Origin of the sequence: Sphingomonas sp. SORGH_AS_0789, assembly GCF_031453055.1 — a bacterium.
GTDB lineage: Bacteria > Pseudomonadota > Alphaproteobacteria > Sphingomonadales > Sphingomonadaceae > Sphingomonas.
Genome location: NZ_JAVIYV010000001.1, coordinates 226,067 through 244,279 on the forward strand (window position 1 = coordinate 226,067; position 18,213 = coordinate 244,279).

An 18,213-nucleotide genomic window follows, 5' to 3' on the forward strand; every position below is an offset into this window, starting at 1 on the left:
ACTCCGGCGCTGGAGAGGCTAGGAAAGGCGCCTGATGAGAACAGAGTGGCGTGAACGCTACCAGCGACGATCGGAAAGGGTGATGGCGGCTATTCTGGCGGTGATCATGGCAAGCGCCCCCGTATCGGCCGAACCGGCCGTCACGATGGAAAGCGCCATGCGCGAGGTGCTGGCCTGGCACCCCTCGGTCACGCAGGCCAGCGCGACGCTGGACGCGCGCGGCGAGGATGTCGAGGTTGCGCGCGCGGGCTATCTCCCCCGGATCAGCGCGGGCGTCGGCAGCGGCTATGACAGCCGGATCAGCACCGGCTGGCGCCCCCGGCCGCAACTGTCCGCCTCGCAGATGCTGTATGATTTCGGCAAGGTCGCGGGCGCGGTGGAATCGGCGCGCGCAGGCACCCGGATCGGGCGCGCGGACCTGTTGCTGGCGGTGGACGGGCTGATCCGCGACACCGGCTTTGCGATGATCGAGGTCCAGCGCAACGCCGCGCTGCGCGCCATCGCGATGGAGCAGCTGGCACGGATCGAGGATATCAGCGCGCTGGTCGAAAAGCGGTTCGGCAAGGGCGCGACGACGCGATCCGACGCGCTCCAGGCCCAGTCGCGGGTCGCCGCCGCGCGCGCGACGCTGACCCGGATCGAGGCGGAACAGCGCCGCTGGACCACCAGCCTGTCCTTCCTGCTGGGCCGCGAGAGCGCGCCCGCGGTCGATCCGCAAGTGCCCGACTGGCTGTTGCGCAGCTGCGGCCGCGCGATGACGGTCGACTGGGCCGATGTGCCCGCGATCATGCGGGCCCGCGCGCAATATGAACAGGCGACCGCCGAGGCGCGGCGCGCCCATGCCGGGCGGCTGCCCACCATCGCGCTGGCCGGCGATGCCTCGGCCGATGTGTCGTCGCCCTTTTCCGACCGCAGCCTCTATAATTTCGGGTTGAACGTCACCAGCGACGTGTTCGGCGGCAATGCGGTGCGCGCCCGCGCGCGCAGCGCCGATTACGGCGTCCGCGCCGCCGAGGCCGCCGAGCGCCAGGCGCGCAACGAGGCGGGCCAGCAACTCGCCGAGGCGCAGCAGCAGATGGCCGGGCTGTCGCAACTGCTCGCCACGCTCGCCGAACGGCAGGACAATATGGTCGAGACGGGCAAGCTCTATCGCCTGCAATATCTCGACATGGGCACGCGCACGCTGGTCGACCTGCTCAACGCCGAACAGGAATTGCAGCAGGCGCGCTTCGACGCGGCGAACACCCAGCATGACCTGCGCCGACTGGCGGTGGAATGCCTTTATGTCTCGGGCCAGGCGCGCGACGATTTCGGGCTGACCGGCACCAGCATCCGGGGGGTGACGCTGTGACCGCGCCTGCCGATGCGCAGGGCTGGATCGACATGATGGGTCAGGTCGCCCGCCATTACCGCATGCCCTTTGCCGAACAGCGCGCGCGGCTGACCGCGCTCTGGCAGGGCGAAGGCGACGAGGAGACGCGGGTCCGCGCGCTCGCCCGCGCCTCGGGCCTGTCGGTGCGCTTCGCCGCCCCGGCCAGCGTCCGGCTGACCAGCTGGCGGCTGCCGGTCATCGCGTGCCTGGCGGACGGCGAGCTGGCGCTGATCACCGCGATCGATGCCGAGGGGCAGGCTTTGTTCACCGTCGCAGGCGAAGCCGATCTGGCAGTGCAGCGACCGCTCGCCGCGCTGGTCGAACAGACCCGCGTCTTCGTCATCCCCCGCCCGTCACGCTCGGCCGCCGATGTCCGGGTCGACAGCTATATCCGCCCCTTCCAGCCGCACTGGCTGCGCGACATCCTGCTTCAGGATGCACGGGGCTACGGCCATGTCGCCATCGCCTCGGTCGTGACCAACTGCCTGGGGCTGGCGGGCGTGCTGTTCTCGATGCAGGTCTATGACCGGGTGGTCCCCGCCCAGTCGATGCCGACGCTCTATATCCTGTTCCTGGGCGTGCTGCTGGCGACCGGGTTCGATTACGTCCTGCGGCGGCTGCGGGTCGGCATCACCGACATCCTGGGCAAGCGCGCGGACCTGCGGCTGTCCGACCGGGTGTTCGGCCACGCGCTGCGCGTCCGCAACCGCGCGCGGCCGACCTCGACCGGCACCTTCATCGCGCAGCTTCGCGATCTGGACCAGGTGCGCGACATGCTGACCTCGACCACCGTCGCGGCGGTGGCGGACCTGCCCTTCTTCCTGCTGTTCCTCGCCATCCTCTGCTTCATCGGCGGCACGCTGGCGCTAGTGCCGGTGGTGGCGCTGGTCGCGCTCCTGCTGCCCAGCCTCCTCGCCCAGCGCCGCCTGCGCGCGCATGCCACCGAGTCGATGCGCGAGACCTCGCTGCGCAACGCCCTGCTGGTCGAGGCGGTACAGGGGATCGAGGACATCAAGACGCTCCAGGCCGAGGAGCGTTTCCAGCGCCAGTGGAACCATTGCAACGCGGTGGCGGGCGAGGCGCAGCTGCGTCTGCGCGGGCTGACCGCCAGCCTGTCGACCTGGGCGCAGAGCGTGCAGAATGCGGTCTATGCGACCGTGATCTTCGTTGGCGCGCCGATGGTCATCGCGGGTGACATCACGACCGGCGCGCTGGTCGCGACCTCGATGCTGGCCAGCCGGATGATGGCGCCGATGGGGCAGGTGTCGCACCTGCTCGGCCGCTATCAGCATGCCAAGGTCGCCGCGCAGAGCCTGAACCAGATCATGGCGCTGCCGGTCGACCATCCCGATGCCGAGCATCGCATCCCCCTGCCCTCGGTCGCCGGGCGCTTCGCGCTGCGCTCGGCGGTGTTCGGCTATGCCGATCCCGATGCCCCCCCGGCGCTGACCGTCCCCCGGCTGGATATCGCGGCGGGCGAGACGATCGCGCTGCTCGGCCGCAACGGGGCGGGCAAGTCCACGCTGCTGCAGGGCCTGTCGGGGATGCTCCAGCCGATATCGGGCGAGGTGCTGCTCGACGATCTCGCGCTGCACCAGATCGATCCCGGCGATGTCCGCCGCGACGTCGCGCTGCTGACCCAGGACAGCCGCCTGTTCCACGGGACGCTGCGCGAGAATCTGACCATGGGCGCACCGATGGCGCGCGACGAGGCGATCCTGGCGGCGCTCGCCATGGTCGGCGCGGTCGATTTCGTCCGGCGGCTGCGCGACGGGCTGGAGCACCGCGTGCTGGAAGGCGGGCGTGGCCTGTCGGGCGGGCAGCAACAGGCGCTGCTGCTCGCCCGGCTGCTGATCCGCCAGCCGCAGGTCGTGCTGCTCGACGAGCCGACCGCCGCGATGGACGAAACCGCCGAGCGCCAGTTCATCGAACGGTTCCGCGAATGGAGCCGGGGCCGCACCGTCATCGTCGCCACCCACCGGATGCGCGTGCTCGAACTGGTCGACCGGATCATCGTGATCGACCAGGGCCAGATATTGCTCGACCAGCCCAAGGCCAATGCGCTGGCGACCATGACCAAGGCCGCACAAGGTGGCGCGCGGAGCCAGGCGGCATGACCGCGCTGACCCATCCCGCCGACCTGCCCTTCGCCGACGAGGGCGGCGCGCCGCTGCTCGCGGCCAAGCGGATGACGTGGGTGCTGACCGCGCTGTTCGTCGCCGCACTCGGCTGGGCCTGGTTCGCCGAGCTGGACGAGGTCGCAACGGGCAGCGGCCGGGTGGTGCCGACCAGCCGCGAACAGGTGCTGCAATCGCTCGAGGGCGGCATCCTCGCCAAGATGCTGGTCCGGCAGGACGATATCGTGAAGCCCGGCCAGATCCTGGCGCAGCTCGACCCCACGCAAGCCGGATCGACGGTCGAGGAAAGCGCCGCCAAATACCGCGCCGCGCTCGCCGCGCAGGCGCGGTTGCAGGCGGAGGTGAACGGCACGTCCCTGACCTTCTCGCCCGAACTGAACGCTTTCCCCGCGCTCAAGGCCGAACAGCAGCGGCTATACGATGCACGCCGCCGCAGCTTGGCCAGCTCGATCGGGCTGATCGACGAGTCGCTCGCGCTGATCGGCCGCGAAGTGGGGATCGGCGAGTCGCTGATCGCGGTCGGCGCGGCCAGCAATGTCGAGGTGCTGCGCCTGAAGCGCCAGCGCGCCGATCTGGACCTGAAGAAATCGGACCTGCGTTCGCAATATATCGTCGAGGCGCGGCAGGATCTGGCCAAGGTCAGCGAGGAGGTGGAGGCGCTCGCCCCCGTGGTGCGCGGCCGCTCGGATACGCTGAGCCGCCTCACCCTGCGCTCGCCGGTGCGCGGCGTGGTCAAGAATATCGAGGTGTCGACCATCGGCGGCGTGATCCCGCCCAATGGCAAGATCATGGAGATCGTGCCGCTGGACGAACGCCTGCTGGTCGAGGCGCGGATCGCGCCGCGCGACATCGCCTTCATCCGCCCCGGCCAGCGCGCCAGCGTCAAGATCACCGCCTATGACTATGCGATCTTCGGCGGGCTGGAGGGCAAGGTGAGCAGCATCTCGCCCGACACCATCCGCGACGAGGTGAACCCGGACGTCTATTATTACCGCGTCTTCGTGCGGACGACGGCGGACTCGCTGGTCAACAAGGCGGGCAAGCGCTTTCCGATCGTGCCCGGCATGATCGCCACCGCCGACATCCACACCGGCAGCAAGACCGTGCTGCAATATCTTCTGAAACCGCTCAACCGCGCGCGCGAGGCGATGCGTGAGCGGTAGTCGCCCCACTCCCATCCCACGCCATTCCAGGGATGACCGTCATCCCCGGCCTCAGCTCAGGATATGTCGATGTCGAAAAACCTGGCAGCCCGCTATCCCGCCACCCATGGTCGCACGGCGATGTCCGCCGCGCCGATCCGGGGGCATAACGGCCCCACCCTGCTCGCCCTCGCCCGCCAGATCCAGGCGATGCGCGCCAATACCGCCCAATTCTTTCCCCGCGACGTGTTCCGCGATTCCGCCTGGGACATGATGCTGGAGCTGTTCATCGCCGAGCAGCAGAACCGCCCCCTCTGCGTCAAGGAACTGATCCTCGTCTCGGGCGAAAGCTCGACCAGCGCGCTGCGCCGCATCGACCGGCTGGAGGGGGCCGGGCTGATCCGGCGACGGACCGACCCGGCGGATCACCGGCGGCTGGCCGTCACCCTGACCCAGCGCGGCACCGATGCGATGACCGCGATGCTGCGCCACCTGGACCTGTCGATGACCGAGGACGGGCGGCCGCAAAGCTGACCCGTCCCCGACCGCATGGCGATCAGAAGCGCTGGTCCCACCCGATGGTGAAGGTCCGCCCGCGCCCGGCGAAGAAGGCCAGGTTGTCGTTGGGCAGACGGGTGTCGCTGTTATAGTCGATATAGAAGCGATCGAAGATGTTCTGCGCGCTGACATAGAAGCCGCCGATCCGCGTCTGGTAGCGCAGATAGGCGTCGGTCACCGTATAGCCGCCGAAATTGTTGCGCGGATCGGGATTGGCCTTGCCGTGGAAATTGCGCGCCAGATACAATTGCGTCTGCACCCGTGCCGAAACCGGGCCGGAGGCGAAGTCGGCCGCCACGTTCATCCGGTCGGGCGAGATGTTGGTGCCGTCCAGATCGGTGTCGACCTTGCCGTCCGGATTGCGCGTATCGCTGTCATATCGGCCGATCAGATGGGCATAGCCGGTCGACAGGCGCAGCCCCTCGATCGGCATCTTCATGCCCAGATTGAGCTCCAGCCCCTGGATCTCGACCCGCTGGCGCTGCACCTCGAAGATGCCGTTGCCCAGCGCCAGCAGCACCTGGCCCTTGTCGCTGGACGACCAGAAATAGGTGGCGCTGGCGTCCATCGGCCCACGCTTCACCTCGACGCCGATCTCGCGATTGTTCGAGATGACCGGATCGATCGCGCGGAAATTGCTGAGGTCGGTGCCGGGGGTGGACACCGCGCGGGTGATGCGGCCGATATCGGCCATGGTGAAGCCCTGCGCATAGCTGGCATAGGCGCGGATGCCCTTCCAGGGCTCCAGGATCACGCCGCCATTGTACAGCAGCTGGTCGAAACCCGGTTCGCCGCCCTTGACGCTGACGCCGCCATAGGTCGCCGCATTCTTGCCGTCATAGGTGTTGGAGGCGAGCGTGTGGTAATCGTTGATGCGGACCTTCACATTCTCCCACCGGACGCCGCCCGCCAGACGGACCACGCCGTCGAACAGCTTCAGATTGGCCTGGGCGAAGGGGGCCAGGCTGCGGAAATCGGCGGGTGGCACCCAGACGCGGTTGGTGATGATCAGCCGCTGTTCCGACTTGTCCCACAGCGCGTCGAAGCCGATCGTCGCGACCAGCGCCTCGAACCCCGGCACCGCGCGTTCATAGCTGGCCCGCGCGCCCAGCTTGCGCGACCGGTTCTCCGACTGGTCGAGCAGCGTGCCGACCGGCGCGATCGCCGGGTCCTGGAAGGTCGCGATCGCCGTCGGCTCGCCGCCGAACGTGTCATAGGTGCGGTTGAAGAACAGCTGCGCCGTCAGGTTGCCGCCCGCAACATCGCTGTCGGTATAGGATAGCGACAGGGCCTCGGCCTGGTTGGCGGCGGGCTTGCCGGGCGGGTTGCCGCGCACCGCGCTGGTCGGCACACCGGTCAGGCGATTGCCCGCCAGCGGCACGAACCGTCCCTCGCCGTCCAGTGTGTAGCGATTGGCGATCAGGTCCAGCCGCCCGGTGTCGCGCAACTGCACGCCCAGCCGCGCGAACAGGTCGAGCGCGTGCGAATCCTGCGTCTCGCCCTGCGTCAGGTTGATCCCGATCCGGCGATCCTGCGCATCGTAGAAGACGCCGCGCCGTTCATAGGACGCCCCCAGCGTCGCGTCGAAGATACCGGACTTGTACTGGACGAGGCCCGCCGCCTTGCCGCCCAGCCCTTCGCCCTCGAACCCGTCGGCGGTGGTGCCCTGCACCAGCGCACGGCCCGACCAGCCCTCGGTCCGGGGTGGGCCGACCGTCACCTGGTTGATGATGCCGCCGGTCCCGCCGACGCCCTGAAGCGCGTTGGAGCCATAGATCAGCTCGACCCGGTCGATGAAGAAGCCGTCGATGGTGAAACCGTCGCGGCTGCCGTCGCGCAGCGGGGTCGTCTGCGGAATGCCGTTGATCGCATAGAGCGGCGAACGTCCGCGCAGCGTCTCCCCCGCCCCCGACAGCTTGCCGCGAGTCGGGGAAAAGCTGGGCGTCAGGACCGATATGGCATCGGTCGTGCTGCCCGAGATCGCGATCTGCTGGTCGAGCGCCGCCTTGTCGATGATGTCGATGGTCAGCGGCAGCGCGTTGGGCGGCAGGATGGTGCGCGCGGCGGTGACGACGACTTCCTGCTTGTCGGCCTCGTCCGCCGCACCCTGCTCGGCGGCAGGTCGGACCTGCGCGACGGCGGGTGCCGCCATCGTCAACAGCGCGACCGCGCTGCTGGCAAGCCACGCCCGGCGCAGACTCGACCGAGCATTCGCCCCAATCTTATGCATCATTACCCCCTCGAAACCATTGACCCGAATCGCGAGGCGCCCTAACGCTACTCATTATCAATAACAAGCCTGGATCGACCGTGATCTCGACGCGCACGATATTGTTTCAGGTCCACTGGTTTCTGGGCATCACCGCCGGACTGGTGCTGGCGGTGATGGGCGTGACCGGCGCGCTGATCAGCTTCGAGCCCGAGATCCTGGCCGCGACCAATCCCGGTATCGTGACCGTCACCCCCGGCCGGACGCCGCCTTTGCCCGCGCCCGCGCTGATCGCACGCATCCAGGCGGAGATACCCGGCCTGCGCATCAAGCGGCTGATCGTCGAGCGCGATCCGACCCGTGCGGCGATGGTCGGCTATACGATCGGCGACAGCAAGAAGCGCGAACGCGCCTATGTCGATCCCGCGACCGGCGCGCTGCTCGGCGAACCGCGGGGCAGCGGATTTTTCGAGACGGTCGAAAATCTCCACCGCTGGCTGGCGCTGCCCGGCAAGGGCAACGGTATCGGGCGGCAGTTGACCGGCTTTGCCGCACTGTCACTGATCTTCTTCGCGCTGTCGGGCCTCTATCTGCGCTGGCCGCGCCGCCCGCTCGACTGGCGCAACTGGCTGGTGCTCGACCTGCGCAAGACGGGGCGCAACCTCTACCGCGCGCTGCATGCGGTCGTCGGCGGATGGGTGCTGGTCTTCTACCTGATCAGCGCGGGCACCGGGCTATGGTGGTCGTATGGCTGGTATCGCGACGGCGTGCGCCATCTGCTGACGACCGAGCAGGTCGAGCATGGACGGCGCGGCGGCGGCACCAAGGATGCCAGGCCCGACCTGCCGCGCGCCTGGAACAGCTTCGCCCAGGCGACCGGCGGGCGCGACTATGAGCGGATCACCGCCTCGGTCCGCGACGGTGCCATCCAGTTCCGTGCCAAGCTGCCTGGCGGGCGGCATGACCGCGTGTCGGACGAGGTGACGGTCGACGGCGCGACCGGGCGGATCGTCTCCGACACGCCCTATGCGACGCGCCCGCTGGGCGACGATATCGTGACCAGCGTCTATGAAATCCATCGCGGCGCCTATTTCGGGCTGGTCGGGCGGATCGTCATGGCGCTGACCAGCCTGACCATGCCGCTGTTCACGGTGACGGGCTTCCTCCTCTATTTCGCGCGGCGGCGACGCAAGAAGGCGCTGGGCGCGGTGCTGGCCGAGACGCCGGTCGCGGCCCCGGAAACCACGACGACGCTGGTCGCCTATGCCAGCCAGACCGGATCGGCCGAGCGGATCGCCCGGCTGACCGCGCAGGCGCTGCCCGATGCCGCCGCCGTGCCCGTGACCGCGCTCGACCCGGCGCGGCTGGCGGGATTGCGGCAGCTGTTCGTCGTCGCCAGCACCTATGGCGAAGGCGAGCCGCCCGATGCCGCGCGCGGCTTTGCCCGGACGCTGGCCGAGGCGCCCGGCGACCTGTCGCATCTGCGCTATGCCGTGCTGGCGCTGGGCGACCGCGAATATAGCGATTTCTGCGCCTTCGGGCACCAGATCGACCGCTGGCTGCATGCGGGCGGCGCGGAGCGGCTGTTCGACGCGATCGAGCTGGACGGCGACGATGCCGATGCCCAGCGGCTGTGGCAGCAGCAGCTTGCCAGCCTGGGCGCGCGGACCGACCAGCCCGACTGGACCCCCGCGCCGATGGCCGACTGGCGGCTGGTCGAGCGGCGCCTGCTCAATCCGGGCAGCCATGGCGGACCGACCTGGCACGTCGCGCTCGCCCCGGTCGACGGCGCGGCCGAATGGGCGGCGGGCGACATATTGGAAATCCTGCCGCAACAGGATGTCCGCCGGGTCATCGCCTTCCTGGCGACGACCGGCCTGCCCGACACGCCCGCGATGCGCGCGCGGCTGATGACCAGCATCCTGCCGCCCAAGGCCGGACCCGGTTTCGATCCCGACACGCTGCGCCCCCTCGCGCACCGCGAATATTCGATCGCCTCGATCGCGGCGGCGGGCCGGGTCGAACTGATCGTCCGGCTCTGCACCGCCGAGGACGGGCTGCCCGGCCTGGGCTCCGGCTGGCTGTGCGGGGGCGCGGCCATCGGCTCGGTGGTCAAGGCGCGCGTCCATGCCAATCCCGCCTTCCATTCCCCCGCCGACCCCGCGATGCCGATCGTGCTGATCGGCAACGGCACGGGGCTGGCCGGGCTGATGGGCCATCTGCGCCAGCGCGCCGCGACCGGCGGCGGCCCCGCCTGGCTGTTCTGGGGCGAGCGGCATCCCGACCACGACGATTACCATGCCGCCGAGCGTCGGGCGCTCGGCCAGGCGGGCGTGCTGACCGGCATGGCGACCGCCTGGTCGCGGCTGGGGACCGGCCCGCGCTATGTGCAGGACGTGGTGGCGATGGAGCGCGACACGATCCGCGCGGCGGTGGCGGCGGGCGCGACGCTCTATGTCTGCGGCAGCCTGAAGGGCATGGCGGGCGATGTGCACCGCACGCTGACCGAACTGCTCGGCGACGCGGTGCTGGAGGAGATGGCGGCGACGGGGCGTTATGCCCGCGACATCTATTGAGGGGCTATTCCCTCAGGCATGGCCGCGCGCCGAATGGCCCAGGCGGGTGAAGAAGCTGCGCGCGACATGGCACTGGGCGACGTCCCATTCGGGATGCCATTGCACCGCCAGCACGTCCGCGCCGCAACCGGGGGCGCGGAACGCCTCGATCAGCCCGTCCTCGGCATCGCGCGCCTCGACCACCAGGCCATAGCCCAGCCGGTCGACACCCTGCTGGTGGACCGAATTGACCTCCAGCCGCCGATCGCCGTCCCGCCCCGCCAGCACGCCGCCGGGCATCAGGTCGACGGGGTGATGATGGCCGAACAGCGACTCGTAGCTTTCGTCCCAGCTGCCGCGATGATGGCGCGCCGAGCCGCCCAGGCAGGTCAGCGACCCGCCGAACAGCACGTTGATCTCCTGCATCCCCCGGCAGATGCCATAGACGGGCTTGCCGCGCTCGATCATCCGCCCGCCCAGCGCCAGCGCGACCGAGTCGCGCCGCGGATCGCACGCCTGGGGCGCGAGTTCGGCGCAGTCGCCATATTGCGCGGGCGCGACATGCGAGCGTCCCCCGGTCAGCAACAGGCCGTCGAGCATGTCGGCCATCATGACCGTGTCGACCGCCTCCGGAATGGCGGGGATCAGCACGACGCTGGCGCCGCACAGCTTGACCAGCGGATCGATGAAGCGCGTCGCCACCGCCTGGATCGGCCGGTTCGCCTCCTCGTTTCCGCACATCAGACCGATGATCGGCTTGCCGCCCCGGATCATGCCCGTCCCTCCAGTTCCTGTCGTAGCGCGCGGCCCTCCGCGATGGCCAGGGCCTGCGCCTCGGGCTGGACCAGCACGCTGTCGGGCGCGGCATCCGCCAGCAGCCAGACATTGCCGCCGATCACCGAGCGCGCGCCGATCGTCACCCGGCCCAGGATCGTCGCGCCAGCATAGACGATGACGTCGTCCTCGACGATCGGATGGCGCGCGAAGCGGTCGCGCGGCGAACGCGGCGCGGTGCCCAGCGCCGAACGCGCACCCAGCGTGACATGCTGGTACAGCCGCACCCGCTCGCCGATGATCGCGGTCTCGCCGATGACGACGCCAGTGCCATGGTCGATGAAGAAATGCCGCCCGATCGTCGCCCCCGGATGGATGTCGATCCCGGTCCGCTCATTGGCGAGTTCGGAGATCATCCGCGCGACGATGGGCGCCCCCAGTTCGTTCAACTCATGCGCGATGCGATGATGCAGGCTGGCGGTCGCGCCGGGATAGCAGAGCAGGATCTCGTCGACGCTGCGCGCTGCCGGATCGGCCAGGAAGGCGGCCTCGACATCGCTGTCGATCAGGTCGCGGACTTTGGGAAGGGTGGCGCCGAACAACCGGGCGATCAGCGCGGCCTGTTCGGGCGGGAAGGCGGCATCGGCGTCCTTTTGCCAATAGGCCAGTTCCGCCCCGATCTCCCGCTCCAGCGCGGTCAGCCCGGCGAGCAGCTTGGCGGCGACGAAACGGTCCTCCTCCACCCCCGCCCCCCGGAAATGGCCCAGACGGCGCGGATAGAGCGCGGCGGCGATCAGCGCGACGACATCCTCGACCCCGGCGCGCGACGGGAAACGCTCGACGTCGCGGCCGGCATCCTGCCGCTGCCGCCAGCCGTCGCGGGCGCGGCGCAGCCCCGTGACGATCGCGTCGATGCCGGTCGCGGCGTCGGGGGCGGCGCGGTCGGTCGGGGTCAGGGCTTGGGTCGACATGATGATCCTCCGACCGGCAACATATCCCACTTGGCGAATGGGATATAACAGAAATGCTACGTCCCTATAAAGCACGGGCTTTGCTTAACGGACGGTTGCGCGGCTCGGGGGGCTGGGGCAGGGTCGGTGCACCATCATGGCCCGGTCGGCGGGAGGGAGCCCGCCCGGCCGATCGTCCCACGGCCCCATCCATTCCCCGGAACACCGCGACGATGACCATAGCGCGCCAGACGACGCTGACCCGTTTCCTGATCGAGCAGCAGCGCCGCTCGCCGGAGACCTGCCCTCCCGAACTGCGCCTGCTGATCGAAACCGTGGCGCGCGCGTGCAAGGCGGTGAACCAAGCGATCTCCAAGGGCGCGCTGGGCGATGTGCTGGGCTCGCTAGGCAGCGAGAATGTGCAGGGCGAGGTCCAGAAGAAGCTGGACGTGATCGCCAACGACCTGTTGCTCGACGCCAATGAATGGGGCGGGCACCTGGCCGCCATGGCGTCGGAGGAGATGGAGACGATCCACCGCATCCCCAACCGCTATCCCAAGGGCGAATATCTGCTGCTGTTCGATCCGATCGACGGGTCGAGCAATGTCGATGTCGACCTGTCGGTCGGGACCATCTTCTCGGTCCTGCGCGCGCCCGAGGATTGCGCGGGGCGCGAGGTGACCGAGGCGGACTTCCTGCAGCCCGGCCGCGCGCAGGTGGCGGCGGGCTATGCGATCTACGGGCCGCAGACGCTGCTGGTGCTGACGGTCGGCGACGGGGTGTATGAATTCACGCTCGACCGCGAGCTGGGTTCGTGGCGGCTGACCGACGGGCCGATGCGGATCCCGGCGGGGAACCGCGAGTTCGCGATCAACATGGCGCGCCGCCGCCAATGGTCGCCGGGCATCGCCCGCTATATCGAGGAACGCATCCTGGGCACAGAGGGGCCGTGCGGGGTGGACTATAATATGCGCTGGACCGCCTCGATGGTGGCGGACATCCACCGCATCCTGAAGCGCGGCGGCGTCTTCCTCTATCCGGGCGACCACCGCCAGTCGGGCAAGGCCAAGCTGCGCCTGCTGTACGAGGCCAATCCGATGAGCTTCCTGATCGAACAGGCTGGCGGCGCGGCGATCGACGGCACCATCCCGATCATGGATGTCGAGGCGATCGGCCTGCACCAACGCGTCGGCGTGGTGCTGGGCGATGCCGAGGAGGTGGCGCTGGTCGCGGAATATGGGCGGACGGGGTGAGGGATTCCCGTGGCCTTCGACTTCGCTCAGGCTGAACGGGGGGCGGGGCAGGTTATCGAAATTCAGACATCTCTTTGACCCCGGCGAAGGCCGGGGCCCAGTTACCATGTGGCTGGAAAGACGGAATGTACCTGCCTCCCCCGCTTTGCCTTGCGCGCCATCGGCCGGGTGGCGCCTGGGCCCCGGCCTTCGCCGGGGTCGAAGGGATACCCCCTCCGTTCAGCCTGAGCGAAGTCGAAGGCCAAGGGAATCCCCATCCGCCCGGTCCGGACCGTGCACGGCCCCTACCCCCGCCCCACCGAATCCCGCACGACCAGTTCAAAGGCCATCACCCGGTCCTCCACGATCCGCGAGCGTAGTGCCGCCAGCACCTGCTCCACCGCGCCGAACGCCATGTCCTCGACCGGCTGGCGGATGACGGTCAGCGGTGGCCAAACCCGCGATGCAATCGCGGTGTCGTCGAAGCCCGTCACCGCCAGGTCGTCGGGCAGGCGCAGGCCCATGCGGTGCGCCTCGCCGATCAGCCCGGCGGCCATGTCGTCGCTGCTGCACAGGATCGCGCTCGGCCGGTCCGCCAGGTCCAGCAGGACCCGCCCCGCCGCCGCGCCGGACAGCGGATCGAATCCGCTCTGGATCACCAGCGCGGGATCATAGGCCAGGCCCGCGGCCGCCAGCCCGTCGCGAAAGCCCGCCAGCCGCTCGTCGGCGACCGAAAAGCGTTGCGGCCCGGCGATGAGGCCGATCCGCCGGTGCCCCGCCTGTGCGACATGCGCGGTCATCGCCGCCATCCCCGCGCGGTTGTCGATCCGGACGGTGGCGATGTCGGGCAGCGCCTGCCCCGTCGCGATCGCCGCCGCCGCGACGCCCAGTTCCTCGAACAGTCCCGATCCGCTGAGCAGCTCGGCAAAGGGCGGCACGAGCAGTACCCCCGCCGCCCCGCTCTGCACCAGCGCGCGCACCGCCGCCTCGGCCGCGTCGCGGGTCAGCCCTTCCTCGCCCTGCGCGATGAATTGCAGCCCGCGCGCATTGCTGGCGCGCAAGGCCCCGAGCAGCACCGAGTCGATGAAGGGCGTGCTCCGGTCGCTATAGACCAGCCCCAGCGTGGTCGCGCGCGCCTTGGCCAGCCGACGCGCGGCCACATTGGGGACATAGCCCAGTTCCTCGATCGCCGCGAGCACCGCCGCGCGCGTGGTCGCGCCGACCCGGCCCGCGCCGTTGATGACGTTGGACACCGTCATCGCCGACACGCCCGCCCGCTCGCCCACCGCGCGGATGGTGACGCCTTCGGGGCGCCTGGCGGTCATGCGCGGGAGGTCAGACGGCGCCAGCCTTCAGCCCCTTGACCGCGTGATCGGCCGCGCGCGCGGTCAGCGCCATGAAGGTCAGCGACGGGTTGACGCACGACACCGACGCCATCTGCGCACCGTCGGTCACGTACAGGTTCGACGCGTCATGCGCTTGGCTCCATTTGTTGAGCACCGAGGCACGCGGGTCCGCCCCCATGCGGGCGCCGCCCATTTCGTGGATCGCGTCGCCCGGCACATGCTCCTGCTCGCCGCTGGTCACGTTCCTCAGGCCCGCCGCGCGCAACATCGCCTCGCCCTCGCGCCGGGCGTCGGCCATCATCTTCAGTTCGTTGTCGCGGAAGGTCACGTCGAACTTCAACAGCGGCACGCCGAAGCGATCGACCTTGCTGGAATGCAGCGAGATGCGATTGTCCTCATAGGGCAGGCATTCGCCGAACGCGCCCATGCTGAACTGCCAGGGACCATAGCGGCGCATGCCATGCTTCATCTCCGCGCCGAAGCCGACCGGCTTGGCGGCATTGCGATAGGCCGAGCCCTGATAGCCATAGCCGCGCCGGAAGCCCAGCCCTTCGTCACCCTTCAGATTGCGGAAGCGCGGCACATAGACCCCGCCCGGACGGCGGCCATATTCGATCAGCTCCTCCATGCCGGGAATCTCGCCCGACACGCCGACGCGGAAGATATGGTCCATGACATAGCGGCCCAGCGTCCCGCTGCTGTCGAAATGGCTGCGCTCCGAGCCGGGCGCGCGCGAGTTCATCAGGATCTGCACCGACGCCATCGCCGAGGCGCAGACGAAGACGAGATTGGCGGCCACCGTCTGCGCCTGCCCCGTCTTCGCATCGACATAGCGGACGCCGGTGACCTTCTTGGCGGCAGGGTCATAGTCGATCCCCGTCACCACCGCGTCCGATTGCAGCGTCAGCCGCCCGGTCGCGCGCGCGGCGGGCAGCGTCACGGCTTGCGTCGAGAAATAGGCGCCGAACGAGCATCCATTGCCGCACTGGTTGCGGAACTGGCATTTGGTGCGGTTCTGGTCGGGCTTGTCCTCGGTCATGTTGGACAGGCGGGTGTTGATCAGCTTGCGGCCCGGAAACTGGCCCTCCAGCCGCTCCTTCAACCACTTCTCCGCCACGTTCATCGGGATCGGCGGCTGGAACTCGCTGTCGGGCAGATAGGGCAGATTCTCGCGCGAGCCGGAGACGCCGATATATTTCTCGACATACGAATACCATGGCGCGACGTCGTCATAGCGGATCGGCCAATCGGCGGCGACGCCCTCGCGCTTGTTCGCCTCGAAATCGTCGGGGCTCCAGCGGAACGACCAGCGGCCCCAGATCAGCGACTTGCCGCCGACCGCGCCGGGGCGGATCCAGTAGAATTTGCTCCCCTCGTCATAGGCATAGGGGTTCAGCCGGTCGTCATTGTAAAATTTCTGGTTGCTGGGCGCGACATAGCCCTGTTTGGCGATGAAATAATCGCTCTCCACCAGGGGCTTGGGCATGATGTTGCGCGCGGGCACCTCGAAAGGCGGCTTGCCGTCATAGGGATAGCCCTCGCCATGCTCGACCATGACACCCCGGTCGAGCATCAGGACGCGCAGGCCCTTTTCGGTCAGTTCCTTGGCGGCGAAACCGCCGCTGATCCCCGACCCGATCACGATCGCGTCGAAACGGTTCGTCGCCGCCATGGCCTATCCTCCCTATATCGTTCTTGTCGTTTTAGAATCGAAGCGCTTGCAGCGTCCGGAAGCTGGTCGTGATGTCGGGCAGGTAAGGCGCGGGCGCCTGGTCGTTCTCGACATAGAAATGCTTCACGCCCGACAGGCCGTTGAGCTTGAAGAGCGCCGCGAAGTCGATCTTGCCCGCCCCCACCGCGGTCATGCTGCCATCGGCGCGCGCATCCTTGACGTGATAGGCATAGATGCGCCCGGCCAGCCGCCGGATCAGCGCAGCGGCGTCCTCGCCCGCATGGATCGCCCAGTACAGGTCGATCTCCAGCTTCACGAGCTTAGGATCGGTGCCCTTGAGCAGCCGGTCATACAGGCTGACGCCGCCGGGCTTGTTGGTGAACTCGAAATCGTGATTGTGATAGGCGAAGCCCAGCCCCGCCTTCTTCAACTGCTCGGCGAAGCGGTTGATGTTGGGCAGTGCCGCGTTCCAGCCCGCCTCGGTCCGATGCTCGTCGGTCATATAGGGCAGGATGACGGTGTCCGCGCCCAGCGTCTTCGCCATGGTCACGCATTTCCCGAAATTGCCGAGCAGCGCGTCATAGGGGACATGGACCGAGGGTGCCTTCAGCCCCAGCCGGTCCTGCGTGCGGCGGAGCATGGCATGGTCCATCGCGTCATAGCCGCCGCCGCCATATTCGATCTCGCGGTACCCGATCTTCGCCACCGCCTCGAGCGTCTTGACCGGATCGGCCGCGAACAGCTCGCGGATCGTGTAGAGCTGGAGCCCGATGGCACCCAGCCGCGCGGCCTGCGCCATGCCCGGCAGCAGCGCGCCCGCGCCCAACCCCAATCCCATCCCCAGCCCCGCGCCCATCAGCGAACGACGATCGATCATGCCGAATATACCTTGTTGACCTGAGAATAGGGGAAGGCGCCGTTATACTCGCCGGGCACGGGCAGATATTCGCGTTCCTGCGTGATGCCGATCTCCGACGTGTAATAGCCGGTGATGACCAGTTGCCGGAACGGCTCGAAGAAGGCGCGGCCCTCGGGCAGCACGCCCTCCATCGCCTCGGTCAGCAGCGTGTCCTGCTGCGCCGCCGTCGCCTTGGCGGCGGGCACGCGGTGGACGCTCTGGCTGCGCGCCTCGATCGCGTTCAGCCCGGCGATGATCGGCACCCGGTCGGCGGGTAGCGACCAGTCGGCGAGCATCTTCTCGATGAATTCGGGCACCCCGGCCGCGATCGCGCCGGGCGTGTCGGTGGTCGGCAGCACGCGTTCGGCCAGCGCGGTCATCGTCGCGCGCTGGACGGGGGTGAAGACCGCCACGCTGGGCGGGCCGTTCGAAATGACGGGAATGGCGCCGCGCGTCTGCTCGACCGCCCCCGCCGCACGGGCGATGGGCGCGAACAGCGCGGAGCCGAACATGGCGGTGATCCCCGCCAGGGCATGTCTGCGGTCTATCATCGGGCATCCTCCGGCAGGTCCTGCGCGATCGCCTCGGGCGGCAGCGGGCGGACCCAGATGTTGCGGAACGAGACGGGCGAGTCGTGATCCTGAAGCTGAATCGGCGCGGCATCGCCATGCGCCTGGTATTTTTCGACCTGCCGCCAGACGGTGGTACCCAGCATCGCCTGATGGTTCTGGACGACGACGCCGTTCAGCAGCGCGGTGACATAGGCGGGGCGGAGCAGCTTGCCGTCGCCGCCGAAGCGCGGCCGCTCGAAGATGATGTCATAGCTTTGCCACTCGCCGGGTTTGCGCGCGGCGTTCACCAGCGGCGGCTTCCAGGCATAGACCGCCCCCACCTGCCCATCGGCATAGGTCGGATTGTCATAGCCGTCGAGGATCTGAACCTCATAGCGTTGCATGAACCAGATGCCGCTATTGCCCCGGTCCTGCGACGATTTGCGCGGCGGGTTGGGCGAGCGGAATTCGAGGTGGAGCTGGACATCGCCGAAGCTCTGCTTGCTGACCAGCACGCTCTCCGCCTTGCCGTCGCGCGGCGGCACGGTCAGCACGCCGCCCTGAAGCAGCCAGGGCTTGCCGCTGGGCGTCCAGGCATCCAGCGAGCGCCCGTCGAACAGCACCACCGCATCCGACGGCGCACCGCCGGGCTGCGCGGCGGGCGTCACGACGCGCGGCGCGGGCCGGTCCGGATCATGGACATGCCATTGGCCACCGGGCAGCATCGGCGTGTCGCGAAACCCCAGGCCCGGCTTGTCCTGGGCCGCCGCGCCGCTCGCCACGGCCAGCGCGATCAACGATAGCATCCGCATCGCT

The 18,213-nt window shown here is 68.8% G+C and carries 14 protein-coding genes; 6 read left to right on the forward strand and 8 right to left on the reverse strand.

Translation table 11 applies throughout. The annotated features are described in order from the left end of the window. The first annotated feature begins 82 nt into the window (after positions 1–82). From QE360_RS00925 to QE360_RS00940, 4 genes are all read left to right on the forward strand, one after another. Positions 83–1,351 carry a TolC family protein gene (locus QE360_RS00925; protein ID WP_309698584.1) on the forward strand — a complete coding sequence of 423 codons (1,269 nt, stop codon included), beginning with the start codon at positions 83–85 and terminating at the stop codon, positions 1,349–1,351. Further along, a complete protein-coding gene (locus QE360_RS00930) occupies positions 1,348–3,489 on the forward strand; it encodes a type I secretion system permease/ATPase (protein WP_309698586.1) in 2,142 nt (713 codons plus the stop codon). Before QE360_RS00925 ends, QE360_RS00930 begins: the two co-directional genes overlap by 4 nt. Beyond that, complete coding sequence (locus QE360_RS00935; protein WP_309698588.1) at positions 3,486–4,673, forward strand: HlyD family efflux transporter periplasmic adaptor subunit; 1,188 nt, start codon at positions 3,486–3,488, stop codon at positions 4,671–4,673. The genes QE360_RS00930 and QE360_RS00935 overlap by 4 nt, the downstream gene beginning before the upstream one ends. Positions 4,674–4,742: 69 nt before the next feature. Beyond that, entirely contained in the window at positions 4,743–5,186 is a 444-nt protein-coding gene (locus tag QE360_RS00940) for a MarR family transcriptional regulator (protein ID WP_309698590.1), read from the forward strand. 22 nt (positions 5,187–5,208) lie between these two features. On the opposite strand, the gene QE360_RS00945 is transcribed toward QE360_RS00940, so the two are convergent. Next, a complete protein-coding gene (locus QE360_RS00945) occupies positions 5,209–7,443 on the reverse strand; it encodes a TonB-dependent receptor domain-containing protein (RefSeq protein WP_309698592.1) in 2,235 nt (744 codons plus the stop codon). Between the two features lie 77 nt (positions 7,444–7,520). Between QE360_RS00945 and QE360_RS00950 the strand changes: the two genes are divergently transcribed. After that, the gene (locus tag QE360_RS00950; protein WP_309698595.1) at positions 7,521–9,995 is read left to right on the forward strand and encodes a sulfite reductase flavoprotein subunit alpha; all 2,475 of its coding nucleotides are present in this window, start codon (positions 7,521–7,523) and stop codon (positions 9,993–9,995) included. A 12-nt stretch (positions 9,996–10,007) separates the two neighbouring features. On the opposite strand, the gene QE360_RS00955 is transcribed toward QE360_RS00950, so the two are convergent. After that, positions 10,008–10,748, reverse strand: coding sequence for a gamma-glutamyl-gamma-aminobutyrate hydrolase family protein (locus QE360_RS00955; RefSeq protein WP_309698597.1), 741 nt, complete (start codon positions 10,746–10,748; stop codon positions 10,008–10,010). Then, the gene (gene epsC, locus QE360_RS00960) at positions 10,745–11,719 is read right to left on the reverse strand and encodes a serine O-acetyltransferase EpsC (RefSeq protein WP_307103980.1); all 975 of its coding nucleotides are present in this window, start codon (positions 11,717–11,719) and stop codon (positions 10,745–10,747) included. Before epsC ends, QE360_RS00955 begins: the two co-directional genes overlap by 4 nt. 212 nt (positions 11,720–11,931) lie before the next feature. On the opposite strand from epsC, the gene QE360_RS00965 reads away from it, so the two are divergent. After that, positions 11,932–12,951 carry a class 1 fructose-bisphosphatase gene (locus QE360_RS00965; RefSeq protein ID WP_309698599.1) on the forward strand — a complete coding sequence of 340 codons (1,020 nt, stop codon included), beginning with the start codon at positions 11,932–11,934 and terminating at the stop codon, positions 12,949–12,951. A gap of 284 nt (positions 12,952–13,235) precedes the next feature. Here the strand turns inward: QE360_RS00965 and QE360_RS00970 are convergent, their stop codons facing one another. Genes QE360_RS00970 through QE360_RS00990 form a run of 5 tightly spaced genes read right to left on the reverse strand, consistent with a single transcriptional unit; the run spans position 13,236 to position 18,203 of the window. Then, positions 13,236–14,255, reverse strand: a complete 1,020-nt coding sequence (locus QE360_RS00970) for a LacI family DNA-binding transcriptional regulator (protein WP_309698601.1) — start codon at positions 14,253–14,255, stop codon at positions 13,236–13,238. Between the two features lie 10 nt (positions 14,256–14,265). Beyond that, positions 14,266–15,948 (reverse strand): GMC family oxidoreductase, encoded by a 1,683-nt coding sequence (locus QE360_RS00975; RefSeq protein ID WP_309698603.1) that lies wholly within the window; start codon positions 15,946–15,948, stop codon positions 14,266–14,268. Between the two features lie 31 nt (positions 15,949–15,979). Next, a complete protein-coding gene (locus QE360_RS00980) occupies positions 15,980–16,825 on the reverse strand; it encodes a sugar phosphate isomerase/epimerase (RefSeq protein ID WP_309698605.1) in 846 nt (281 codons plus the stop codon). Beyond that, positions 16,822–17,397: a gluconate 2-dehydrogenase subunit 3 family protein gene (locus QE360_RS00985; protein ID WP_309698608.1), complete on the reverse strand. Its 576-nt coding sequence runs from the start codon at positions 17,395–17,397 to the stop codon at positions 16,822–16,824. Before QE360_RS00985 ends, QE360_RS00980 begins: the two co-directional genes overlap by 4 nt. After that, positions 17,394–18,203, reverse strand: a complete 810-nt coding sequence (locus QE360_RS00990; protein ID WP_309704008.1) for a DUF1080 domain-containing protein — start codon at positions 18,201–18,203, stop codon at positions 17,394–17,396. The genes QE360_RS00985 and QE360_RS00990 overlap by 4 nt, the downstream gene beginning before the upstream one ends. Positions 18,204–18,213: the final 10 nt, after the last annotated feature.

Bases quoted from the DNA above. Each gene is read 5' to 3' on its own strand.
- QE360_RS00935 (WP_309698588.1), top strand. From the start codon at position 3,486: ATGACCGCGCTGACCCATCCCGCCGACCTGCCCTTCGCCGACGAGGGC.
- QE360_RS00965 (WP_309698599.1), top strand. From the start codon at position 11,932: ATGACCATAGCGCGCCAGACGACGCTGACCCGTTTCCTGATCGAGCAG.
- QE360_RS00925 (WP_309698584.1), top strand. From the start codon at position 83: ATGGCGGCTATTCTGGCGGTGATCATGGCAAGCGCCCCCGTATCGGCC.
- QE360_RS00980 (WP_309698605.1), bottom strand. From the start codon at position 16,825: ATGATCGATCGTCGTTCGCTGATGGGCGCGGGGCTGGGGATGGGATTG.
- QE360_RS00990 (WP_309704008.1), bottom strand. From the start codon at position 18,203: ATGCTATCGTTGATCGCGCTGGCCGTGGCGAGCGGCGCGGCGGCCCAG.
- QE360_RS00945 (WP_309698592.1), bottom strand. From the start codon at position 7,443: ATGATGCATAAGATTGGGGCGAATGCTCGGTCGAGTCTGCGCCGGGCG.
- QE360_RS00985 (WP_309698608.1), bottom strand. From the start codon at position 17,397: ATGATAGACCGCAGACATGCCCTGGCGGGGATCACCGCCATGTTCGGC.
- QE360_RS00955 (WP_309698597.1), bottom strand. From the start codon at position 10,748: ATGATCCGGGGCGGCAAGCCGATCATCGGTCTGATGTGCGGAAACGAG.
- epsC (WP_307103980.1), bottom strand. From the start codon at position 11,719: ATGTCGACCCAAGCCCTGACCCCGACCGACCGCGCCGCCCCCGACGCC.
- QE360_RS00970 (WP_309698601.1), bottom strand. From the start codon at position 14,255: ATGACCGCCAGGCGCCCCGAAGGCGTCACCATCCGCGCGGTGGGCGAG.
- QE360_RS00975 (WP_309698603.1), bottom strand. From the start codon at position 15,948: ATGGCGGCGACGAACCGTTTCGACGCGATCGTGATCGGGTCGGGGATC.
- QE360_RS00940 (WP_309698590.1), top strand. From the start codon at position 4,743: ATGTCGAAAAACCTGGCAGCCCGCTATCCCGCCACCCATGGTCGCACG.